The 11,036-nt window shown below is 36.7% G+C and carries 8 protein-coding genes and 1 CRISPR repeat array; of the genes, 6 read left to right on the top strand and 2 right to left on the bottom strand.

Features of this window, described 5'->3' with window-relative positions; all coding sequences use genetic code 11:
* Window position 1 precedes the first annotated feature (1 nt).
* Complete coding sequence (locus FHK89_RS12845) at window positions 2–283, bottom strand: type II toxin-antitoxin system RelE/ParE family toxin (protein WP_230661023.1); 282 nt, start codon at window positions 281–283, stop codon at window positions 2–4.
* Window positions 284–560: 277 nt separating this feature from the next.
* On the opposite strand from FHK89_RS12845, the gene csy1 reads away from it, so the two are divergent.
* The 6 genes from csy1 (at window position 561) to FHK89_RS12815 (ending at window position 10,016) form a co-directional block, all read left to right on the top strand.
* The gene (gene csy1 / locus FHK89_RS12840) at window positions 561–1,961 is read left to right on the top strand and encodes a type I-F CRISPR-associated protein Csy1 (protein ID WP_230661021.1); all 1,401 of its coding nucleotides are present in this window, start codon (window positions 561–563) and stop codon (window positions 1,959–1,961) included.
* Window positions 1,958–2,947, top strand: a complete 990-nt coding sequence (csy2, locus tag FHK89_RS12835; protein ID WP_230661019.1) for a type I-F CRISPR-associated protein Csy2 — start codon at window positions 1,958–1,960, stop codon at window positions 2,945–2,947. Before csy1 ends, csy2 begins: the two co-directional genes overlap by 4 nt.
* 115 nt (window positions 2,948–3,062) lie before the next feature.
* The gene (gene csy3, locus FHK89_RS12830) at window positions 3,063–4,124 is read left to right on the top strand and encodes a type I-F CRISPR-associated protein Csy3 (RefSeq protein ID WP_230661017.1); all 1,062 of its coding nucleotides are present in this window, start codon (window positions 3,063–3,065) and stop codon (window positions 4,122–4,124) included.
* Window positions 4,125–4,127: 3 nt separating this feature from the next.
* Window positions 4,128–4,733 (top strand): type I-F CRISPR-associated endoribonuclease Cas6/Csy4, encoded by a 606-nt coding sequence (gene cas6f / locus FHK89_RS12825; RefSeq protein WP_230661015.1) that lies wholly within the window; start codon window positions 4,128–4,130, stop codon window positions 4,731–4,733.
* A gap of 207 nt (window positions 4,734–4,940) precedes the next feature.
* Window positions 4,941–8,691: direct repeats of the CRISPR family, unit length 28 nt; unit sequence CTTCAACATCGCATAGATGATTTAGAAA.
* Between the two features lie 255 nt (window positions 8,692–8,946).
* Entirely contained in the window at window positions 8,947–9,186 is a 240-nt protein-coding gene (locus FHK89_RS12820) for a hypothetical protein (RefSeq protein WP_230661013.1), read from the top strand.
* The gene (locus FHK89_RS12815; RefSeq protein ID WP_230661011.1) at window positions 9,183–10,016 is read left to right on the top strand and encodes a Fic/DOC family protein; all 834 of its coding nucleotides are present in this window, start codon (window positions 9,183–9,185) and stop codon (window positions 10,014–10,016) included. Before FHK89_RS12820 ends, FHK89_RS12815 begins: the two co-directional genes overlap by 4 nt.
* 143 nt (window positions 10,017–10,159) lie before the next feature.
* Here FHK89_RS12815 and FHK89_RS12810 read toward each other — a convergent pair whose 3' ends face one another.
* Window positions 10,160–11,002 carry an ankyrin repeat domain-containing protein gene (locus FHK89_RS12810; RefSeq protein ID WP_230661009.1) on the bottom strand — a complete coding sequence of 281 codons (843 nt, stop codon included), beginning with the start codon at window positions 11,000–11,002 and terminating at the stop codon, window positions 10,160–10,162.
* Between the last annotated feature and the right edge of the window lie 34 nt (window positions 11,003–11,036).

Below are 11,036 nucleotides of genomic sequence, written 5' to 3'. Positions count from 1 at the left end.
CTTAATGATAATCGACAATCTCGACATTTTCAGCATGACCATCTTGCCAGTTAAAGCAGATACGCCACTGTTGATTAATCCGAATACTATATTGTCCCTCACGGTCACCTGTTAATTTTTCAAGATGATTGCTAGGAGGTATTCGTAAGTCTTCTATATTGTCAGTTGAGTTTAATACATGCAACTTTGTTCTTGCACGAGTATATATAACAGGGGAAATACTTTTGGCTCGTTTACCAAAGTATACAGCCGCTGTTGCCTTATCAGCAAATGAGGCAATCATATTAATTGTCCTATGAATAAGGCATGGCAATATAATAACGCCATGCGTAAGTAATAGCAATCTGATAAGCCACCTATGCGGTGGAAAAGAAGTAAATAAATTACCAATTTAATAGTTTTCTAAATCATCTATGCGATGAAGCTTACATTCTACTGGTTTCAGCACTCTCATGCAAATTTTAATCAAAATATATTACTAAATTTATAGTGGATAACTAACTATAAAATATGTTAACTTAATCACAGATTTTAAATATTCGATAACTAAGGGTGAAAAAATGAAAAGTATTACCCACACTCATATAAAAGAAGCCATCAATCGCTTCCTAACCTCGCAATATGACAATAAAGCCAGTCCAGAAGAAAAAAAGCTTGAAAAAGCGATACAAGATAATAACACCCAAGCTATTGAACAGATTAACGCCAAACTGCAACAACTAAAAGATAAATATAAACGTGATACATGGATGGAATATGCCAGTAGCTGGATGAGCAATCAATTAAGTTTCGGCACACATATTTCTAAAGGCGTTCATGCCAGCTCAAAAGGTGACAATATTATTTATACCCCCTCACCTACAACAAATAATCAATCCTCAAAAAAAGATTTTGCTGGTCACCATAGCCTTCCTGAACCAATCATTGATGCCAGTGGCAATGCCGCCGCCCTACCTTTAGCTGCCTTTTTACAAACTACCGTATCTAGCGATACCTCTAATAAAAGCACCAATACCACCATTCACACCACTATTGGAGAACTAATAAAAAACCAACACCCCAGTCTAAAAGACGTTTTTCATTCTGATAGTGCCACTTCCCAGCAGATTCATGATATTTTTTATAAGTTGGTGATTGCTCATATTGATACACCCAGCACGGACGAACAAAATAAGCAAATACTATTTCCTACCGAAGATGATTATATTTGCCTTGTGCCTTTATATCCCACCTCATTAACCCATCATCTCTATACAACTATTCAAGATATCAAATTTTCTGATGACAATATGCTGGCTAAAAAAAATAGAAATAAAGCCACGGAAATTCAGCAACCTTACACCACCATTCATGACTTAGCTGTACTCAATATCGGGGGTAGTAACCCTCAAGGCGTCAGCCAATTAATGAGTAAAAAACGTGGCAAAACCTATCTTTTACCCTCATTGCCACCAAACTTTACCCAGTCACCACAGCTCACATTTAGTAAAAATGCCAATAGCATATTTAATGCCAAATCAATGGCATATCAAACTCGGCGTACTTTAGATGCCTTATATAACATCATAAAAACCAACTACAACAACGTCAGTATTCGTGATGCCCGTAAGTCTATCTTAGATGATTTGCTACTACAGATACTACAAATTGCCAGTAGTATCCAACACAATCGTCCTGCGGGCTGGTCAACCCAATACAATCTTGATTATGCAGAAAAACTTTGGCTTGACCCAAATCGAAAACATCTAGAAGGCGAAGATACCTTTAAAGAGGACTTTGAAAAAGGTCACTGGCAACAAGAAATAGAGCAAAGATTCGCTCGTTGGCTACAAGCCCTATTAAAAAATGAATTCCCCAAAATAAAAGATGACTTTGCTGACCCAGAACAATCTAATTGGCAGCAAGAAATGCAAACTGCATTAAAAGAGTCACAGCGTTTAGGTCAAGGAGCATTTCAATGAGTTATATCTACCCTGACAAAGAATTGGTCGGCTATGTGTTAATCAAAAATATGCATATCCAAAATGCCAACACTATTTCAAGTCCTATTACCTATGGTTTCCCTGCCATTACTGGCTTTACAGGTGCAACACATGCCCTTAGCCGTAAGATTGCTGACATCACTGGATTGGAACATGTCCGTCTTGATGGTGTGTTAATCGCTTGTTATGACTGTCGTCCACAAATATACCGAGAAGAGAGTTATAAAGACTATACCTTTAATCAAACCCGCAACCCTATTTTAAAATCAGGTAAAACCTCTGCCATTATCGAAGAAGGACGCTGTCATCTGCGTATCTCATTAATCATAGGTGTTTATGCAGATGATTTTATGTTGGAAGACGACTGTATCGAACAATTAAAAACTGCCTTAAACATTAAAGTTCAACAACAGCGTTGGGCGGGAGGTAATGTTACCCATCTGGATAGATTCAATCCGATTGACTATTTAGCTGTAGAAGAAATCAATGACTTTAACAAAAGCTTATTACCTGCTTTTATCCTAATAAATGCTGATGAAGACCTTATTAATATTACTGAGGAGTTACAGCAAACCAATCCTGATGCCACCACTTTAGATGCGCTAATAGAAACTGCCACTTTACATCATCAACCACCTATCAATGATGGCAATAAAACAGCCCCTCAGCCAACCTCACAACAAACCTCACAGCAAACAAAGTGGCAAACACAGTCCATCAAAAAAGGTAGAGGTTGGCTCGTGCCGATTGCATTAGGTTTTCAAGGCATATCAGAATGTTATGAAGCTGGCGTGATGCAAAATATCCGTAACCCTGAGTATGCTAGTCAATATGTAGAAGCCATTTATGGTCTAGGCAAATGGGTATTCCCACATCGCATCGAAGACTTAGCAGATGCCCTTTGGTATCAAAAATATGATGCAGAAAATAACTTGTACTTAGTCACTCAATCTTTAGATATTTAACCGTTTTACAAACTGACTTTACCAATAGTTTTATAAACAGCTTTGCAAAATTAAGTAACCAAACTAAGCAATAAATCAAGCAACCCAATGACAATCATCAATCATGGAGAATACTATGTCAAAAACCACCCTTAAAACAGCCTCAGTCCTTGCCTTTGAACGCAACCTTGACGTATCAGACGCTTATCTATGGCAAACCAACAGCAAAACCCAAGCTAACAGCAAAACCAACGATACAGATTCAGCAGACAATAAAGCGTCCGCACGCTCGCCTGTCACCATTAAAGAAAAATCGGTACGTGGCACCATTAGCAATCGGCTTAAAAATGCCATTACTAATGATCCTGCTAAACTGGATGCCGAAACCGAAAAGGCAAATCTACAAAAAGTTGATTCTGCGTCTTTAGATGAACAAAACGATACGTTAATTACTCGTTTTAGCATAAAAGTTCTACCATTTACTGGCAAACCAAATGTCTGTAATGACCAAGATTATCAGCAAGCATTAGAAAAAGTGGTCGCTGATTACATCCAAAGCCAAGGATTAAATGAGCTTGCCCGCCGTTATGCGATTAATATTTTAAACGCACGCTGGCTATGGCGTAATCGTGTCGGTGCTGAAAAAATTAGCGTAAGTGTCAAATGTAATGACCAAACTGTCAGCATTGAAGATGCCCATGTCTATAGTCTGAAAAACTTTGATGCAGATGATGCTCAAATAAAACAAGTCGCCAATTGGATAAAATCAGGGCTAAGTGGTGAAGAGTTTATTATTTTATACATTGAAGCTCATGCCATCATTGGCTATGGTCAAGAGGTATATCCTTCACAAGAACTTATCCTAGATACGGGTAGTAAAAAAAGCAAAGTGTTATACCGTGTCAATGACCGACAAGGCTGTGAAGACAATGCGGGTATGCACTCACAAAAAATTAGCAACGCCATTCGTACCATTGATACATGGTATCCAAATGCCGAATTTCCGATAGCTATTGAACCTTATGGAGCAGTGACTACCATGGGAACTGCCTTCCGCCAACCCAAAGCCAAAATGGACTTTTACAGCCTATTTGATAATTGGGTATTAAAAGGTGAAGTACCAGAAGTAGAACAACAGCATTATGTTATGGGTGTGCTGATTCGTGGCGGGGTGTTTGGTGCCAGTGGTAAGGAGTAATCTATGAGTAAACTTAGCCATTATCAAGAAATTACCTTACTTCCTGAGCCTGATATCTCATCTTATTTTATTTGGCAAAAGTTATATACTCAGCTACATATTGCCTTAGCAGATTTAAAAAATAAGCATGGTATTGAGAGTATTGGTGTCAGCTTTCCTGATTATCACTATGACGCTAAAAATGAGCAATCATCAAAGCTAGGGCATAAACTTCGAGTTTTTGCCCCGAATCAAGCAGATTTAGAAAAGCTTGATTTAAACTGTTGGCTATCTCGTCTTACTGACTATGTGCATGTTAAAAGTATCAGTGCAGTGGATGATAAAGCGACAGGGTATTTGGTGGTGAAACGCTATCGCTTTAAGCCAGTTGAATTGCAGGCACAAACACTTGCTGAAAAACTCGGCATTAGCTATGATGAGGCAATGGTCACTGTGGCAAAACGACCACCAGAGATGCAATTACCTTATATTAATTTAAAAAGTGAAACAACGGGTGTTGCTTATAGGCTGTCCATCCTACAACAATCGGTAGATAGCCCTAATAAGGGCACATTTAATACTTATGGTCTCAATACCATGACCACGGATATTACTGTGCCTCATTGGTGACCATGGCAAACACAGTGACAAAGTTAGTCAAGTTGGCAAAGGTAATGACGAATTACCCAAAATTTGGGTATAAAAACCCTTTTTTTGAGCTATTTAAAAATTTACAATAAAATCAACCAATTATAGCAAGGTAAAAAATGGAGGGTAAAATAAGGGTTTTTGCCTTCCATGCCTTGTTATTATTGGTTTTTTAGAGTTATAATTCCTCTTCAACATCGCATAGATGATTTAGAAAGCTAAGGCTAGCAAATTTAGAGCAAGTGTCATCTTCAACATCGCATAGATGATTTAGAAACAGAGCATCTACACACGTATTTGTACGGATTCCTTCAACATCGCATAGATGATTTAGAAAGTTTTTCTCAAAAACATTACCAATATGAATTACTTCAACATCGCATAGATGATTTAGAAACTGACATTGATCAGGAAATATACGGAGTTCCCGCTTCAACATCGCATAGATGATTTAGAAAAATAGTCATTGATGCCCTACGCTCACAAGTAGCTTCAACATCGCATAGATGATTTAGAAATCAGAGAAGTAACATCAAATAGCAATAAAATCCTTCAACATCGCATAGATGATTTAGAAATCATTACGTTGCCAACCACCTGTAGATGCCTCCTTCAACATCGCATAGATGATTTAGAAAATCTGCGCTATGACGATGATGCCAATGACACACTTCAACATCGCATAGATGATTTAGAAAGCAGTGTTTGGTGATGGTGTTGAATACAAAACCTTCAACATCGCATAGATGATTTAGAAACTCACCAGTTTGTGTTACTGTGTCGTGCTCAGCTTCAACATCGCATAGATGATTTAGAAAAGTAAGCGTGAGGTTGCTCAAATGGGTCGGGGCTTCAACATCGCATAGATGATTTAGAAAAGGTACACAAACAAATGACGATGACTATAAAACTTCAACATCGCATAGATGATTTAGAAAGTTACAATTTGATTTAACTCCGATTTGTGATTCTTCAACATCGCATAGATGATTTAGAAAATTTCAGGGGGGTTATGCTGTATGTAGCGTTTCTTCAACATCGCATAGATGATTTAGAAAATCGGGATTTTTAATGCTAATGTTTTTCGGTGCTTCAACATCGCATAGATGATTTAGAAATATTTCTTTATCCTCAGAACTGTATCCCCTTTCCTTCAACATCGCATAGATGATTTAGAAACAATCCAGCGCAAAGTCGCTCAGATTGTTATACTTCAACATCGCATAGATGATTTAGAAATTTGTGTGTAGAGAGTGGGATTTACAGGGTAACTTCAACATCGCATAGATGATTTAGAAATGCTTGCACATAGTTGAGCACTGGCGCCATCTCTTCAACATCGCATAGATGATTTAGAAACATAACAGCCGGCAATTCAATGCCGTCAAATTCCTTCAACATCGCATAGATGATTTAGAAATCTATACAGCAACAGTTAAACTTGCTGAGACACTTCAACATCGCATAGATGATTTAGAAAAAAAGATAAAGAAAAAGATAAATTTGAGCTGCCTTCAACATCGCATAGATGATTTAGAAAATCAGCACGTTTTGAATTGGGTGGCAGTTGATCTTCAACATCGCATAGATGATTTAGAAAAATCCCGAATCTGAGACGCTGTATGACGGCATCTTCAACATCGCATAGATGATTTAGAAAACTCTCTTCTAGTTCATGGAAAGTGTCATAATCTTCAACATCGCATAGATGATTTAGAAAGTGGTGCGGTGTTTTTATCGCTCACTGTCTTACTTCAACATCGCATAGATGATTTAGAAAAACTATTGCTAGCTGAGGCTCTTGTTTGTCTGCTTCAACATCGCATAGATGATTTAGAAAAATACTGATTAACCCCCAGCGCTCTAGCTATTCTTCAACATCGCATAGATGATTTAGAAACCACCTCGCTATCTGCTTGAGCCAGCATATCTCTTCAACATCGCATAGATGATTTAGAAAATACCAATACTCGCGGCTGACGATTTAATACCCTTCAACATCGCATAGATGATTTAGAAAGCAAAGGGTGGTGGTGATGTGCAGCTACCTACCTTCAACATCGCATAGATGATTTAGAAAAGCACTACTGCCCCTTGCCAGCAATCCAAGCACTTCAACATCGCATAGATGATTTAGAAATGCTGACTCAATACTCATCAGCTCTTTTTTGGCTTCAACATCGCATAGATGATTTAGAAAACCATCACGTAGCTGCTCTTCTCTATATTGCTCTTCAACATCGCATAGATGATTTAGAAATTTTAAATTTCCATTTAAACCATCGCCATTTACTTCAACATCGCATAGATGATTTAGAAAAACAGATTGATAAGCAGATTCATATTTGCTAACTTCAACATCGCATAGATGATTTAGAAAAGCATGCCAAACACCGCCATTGCTAGCATGATCTTCAACATCGCATAGATGATTTAGAAAATATAGCTAACACTCAAGATGCTAAATTTTTACTTCAACATCGCATAGATGATTTAGAAATTTAGTTGAGCTTGTTAGAATTGACTTTAGCACTTCAACATCGCATAGATGATTTAGAAATGTTTCCAATTCTCGACAAGGGGGCGGTCTGCCTTCAACATCGCATAGATGATTTAGAAATTATGAATGAAAATCTTAATATTCTGATGACACTTCAACATCGCATAGATGATTTAGAAAGACCCCCAACTTTTGGCACAAACTAAAATAGGCTTCAACATCGCATAGATGATTTAGAAATACTGAGCCTAATCCAGCTCGTATGTCACCGCCTTCAACATCGCATAGATGATTTAGAAAGTCATAAGTATAACCCTGCTCCAAATACTTTTCTTCAACATCGCATAGATGATTTAGAAAAGCTCCAGTTAAAACATCACGCAGCCAACCCTCTTCAACATCGCATAGATGATTTAGAAAAATTTATTTGTAGTTAAGACAAACGATGTGAACTTCAACATCGCATAGATGATTTAGAAAACATATCGGCAAGGGAAGATTTAGCTATGACACTTCAACATCGCATAGATGATTTAGAAATGTAAAAAATGGTCAGGCAGTGTTGAGGACGGCTTCAACATCGCATAGATGATTTAGAAAAAGTCCACCCCGAAGCCCTTTTGCAATCGAACCTTCAACATCGCATAGATGATTTAGAAAGTCAAACCCTCATCAATTATCATAGATACACTCTTCAACATCGCATAGATGATTTAGAAAATTCTCTATCGCTTTTGACAGCAGCTTCATAGCTTCAACATCGCATAGATGATTTAGAAATGATTTTCACATTTTATTTCGTGGTTTTGATGCTTCAACATCGCATAGATGATTTAGAAATCTCACGATTATTATTCCGCCTGTAATATAAGCTTCAACATCGCATAGATGATTTAGAAAAATATCGACTCTTCATTTTTAATCGCCTTAACCTTCAACATCGCATAGATGATTTAGAAATTCAGGTTCAGGTCTAAATTCAGGTTTTGGTTCTTCAACATCGCATAGATGATTTAGAAAGCCCCAAATCATCATACGCAATACAGAAAATGCTTCAACATCGCATAGATGATTTAGAAACATGCTTTGCCATATTTGAACGTGAACCTGATCTTCAACATCGCATAGATGATTTAGAAAGTACACTTTTGCGCCACCGTGTCGACTTGTACCTTCAACATCGCATAGATGATTTAGAAATTGTACCGTACGGCACAAGGCTAATCACAATTCTTCAACATCGCATAGATGATTTAGAAATGCTGACGGCTACTTCTTTGGACTTATCAAAACTTCAACATCGCATAGATGATTTAGAAAGTCTCTTGTGCGTTCGCTAAACATGAGGTGACCTTCAACATCGCATAGATGATTTAGAAAAAGCTCCGCTTATTTTTTGATAAATACCATTTCTTCAACATCGCATAGATGATTTAGAAAGGTGATGATACTATAAGGTGTGATAAGCAACAACATTATATAGTCGGCTCAATACAAAAATGTTACATCGTTAAACTCACTCACAGTACTACTTGTACACTTTCGCTCGTTTTCTTTATAACAGTATTATCTTGAATTGACTATGTTACAATTGGATATTTAGTCAGAATAACAAAACCAAAAAAGCTGTTCATATAATGATACGACAAACAATAATTGTTCAAACAGCATCAACTTTTTATTAGAGGATATATTATGAAAAAAGATATCAATTATTTTCGCCAAAAAATCAGGGCAATGGACTTTACACCTTTAACAGATGAAGAGCTAATAGTAGTAAATCAAAAGCATATAGACGCTGTTGAGAATGCTCGATTAGAAGGATATTATCAAAAATCAGATTCAAAAGAATTATTTGCTATGTTAAATGAGGAACGTGTACCACTAGATATACAAGAAACTATCGTATATGAATGGGTGGTATCTAATTTATGATTAAATATACTTATACAAATGGTGTATTAATAAATAAATTCGGCATCAAAGACCAAGAGAAGCTAGAATATATTGAAAACAATTTAATTATTGCAAAAGAATTAACCATAGAAAAACTACAAATACCTTTATCTTTTGAAGGAATTAAGTCCATTCATAAATATTTATTTTCTGATATTTATTCATGGGCTGGTAAACTAAGAACAACAACATTAAGTAAGGGTCATTCTTTTACTCATCCTAATAAGATAACTACCAAAGCTACCAAAGTTTTTAAAGATTTTGAGTCAAAAAATCAACTTCAAGGTATGAAAAGAGAAGAATTTGCGATAGAAGCGGCTCATTTGTTTGGTTTACTAAATGAAATCCATCCATTCCGAGACGGGAATGGTAGAACACAAAGAATATTTTTAAAAGAAGTTGCCAAACAAGCAGGACATGAACTTAACTTTAATCCAATTACCCAAGAGCGTATGATACAGGCCTGTATTGATTATAGCTTAGGGAATCCTAAAAAAATGCAGGAGATGTTTGTTGAAATTTCCAATCCCAAGAAAATAGCAAACTTAAAAAAAGTCAATCATTTTCTTATTGAAGGTATAGGTATAGAAAAATGGAACAATCTCTATATTGCCAATGCTCATCCTAATAATACTTATATAGGAATTTTTGTTGCACAAACAAAAGAGGATTTTTTAATTCAGCTACGTGGAAATAACAACGATATTGAAGAAAACAGCTTAATTATTGCAGACAATATATTTTTTCAATACTTAAATAATTTAAACCCGCAACCAAAACAAAATATTATATTAGACATTCCTATATAGGCAATTTAGAAAATAAATTCAGATAACTATAAACTATAAAATAAAAAGGCCACCACCTAATGATAGCTACCTTTGTGATAATGACAACCGTGACCTATTAAAACCACTCAGAAAAAATCATCAGAAAAAATTAGATGCAAGCGTTACTCACAACTTGCCCTACCAGTACGGTGATTAATTGCACCATTTTCAGCAAGCAGTTGCTGCATCTGTTTTAAATTTCGGCTACACGCATACGAATACGCGCTTTGGTTGTATGAACCCATATTTTTATTTTGTGTCGTTGCTACTAAATTAGGGTCTGCGCCTTGTTCTAGCAAGTATTTGACGGTTTCTAGACGATTGTTACTAGCCGCTACCATAATTAGCGTTTCACCATCACTCTCGACAGTTTGGTCGTTTAAATCAACGGGATTTTCTGCATTTAATAATTGATGTACTTTTTTGACAATATCCGTATTTTTACCCAGTACCGCTGATTTCATCACATTATAAACGTCGCCTCTGTCAGTGGCATGCAAATCTGCACCTTGAGCGATTAAGTAATCCACCATGTCTTCATAGCCAATAAAGGCTGCCCACCCCAGTGCAGTTTGATTGAGACTGCCTGTATCTTTGGCTTCAATGTCCTGACCGTTTTCTACCATATATTTAACCGTAGGCAAGTCACCACGTTTCACTGCATCAAACCATGCGGCATCTGCGCCTGTCGATGGTTTACTATAAAAGATACGATGTGATAATCTGTTTGGATTGGCAATGTCAAAATTCTCTTCATCACTAAAGCGAAAGCCTGTTTGTGGCATGGGTGGCGTGGATGACGTAGGTGCTAAACTAGCTGAACTGGTCGTCTGTTGCTTAGTTGCTGTCTCAACATTCGTTGGATTGTTTGCTTGATTTTCAGGATTGGCATTCATGTTTGAACATCCTGCCAATAATACTGCCATAGTAATCGCTGATAGTTTTATGCCAAAAATATGCTGCATAATGTCGCCTTGTTAGTCAGTAATTTAAAGATAT

It is taken from the genome of Psychrobacter sp. I-STPA10 (assembly GCF_021012795.1).
GTDB lineage: Bacteria > Pseudomonadota > Gammaproteobacteria > Pseudomonadales > Moraxellaceae > Psychrobacter.
This window is presented reverse-complemented; position numbering and strand designations above follow the sequence as displayed.

What these genes read in the sequence shown, in the direction of transcription:
- FHK89_RS12845 (WP_230661023.1), bottom strand. Translation starts at nt 283, where the DNA reads ATGATTGCCTCATTTGCTGATAAGGCAACAGCGGCTGTATACTTTGGT.
- csy1 (WP_230661021.1), top strand. Translation starts at nt 561, where the DNA reads ATGAAAAGTATTACCCACACTCATATAAAAGAAGCCATCAATCGCTTC.
- csy2 (WP_230661019.1), top strand. Translation starts at nt 1,958, where the DNA reads ATGAGTTATATCTACCCTGACAAAGAATTGGTCGGCTATGTGTTAATC.
- csy3 (WP_230661017.1), top strand. Translation starts at nt 3,063, where the DNA reads ATGTCAAAAACCACCCTTAAAACAGCCTCAGTCCTTGCCTTTGAACGC.
- cas6f (WP_230661015.1), top strand. Translation starts at nt 4,128, where the DNA reads ATGAGTAAACTTAGCCATTATCAAGAAATTACCTTACTTCCTGAGCCT.
- FHK89_RS12820 (WP_230661013.1), top strand. Translation starts at nt 8,947, where the DNA reads ATGAAAAAAGATATCAATTATTTTCGCCAAAAAATCAGGGCAATGGAC.
- FHK89_RS12815 (WP_230661011.1), top strand. Translation starts at nt 9,183, where the DNA reads ATGATTAAATATACTTATACAAATGGTGTATTAATAAATAAATTCGGC.
- FHK89_RS12810 (WP_230661009.1), bottom strand. Translation starts at nt 11,002, where the DNA reads ATGCAGCATATTTTTGGCATAAAACTATCAGCGATTACTATGGCAGTA.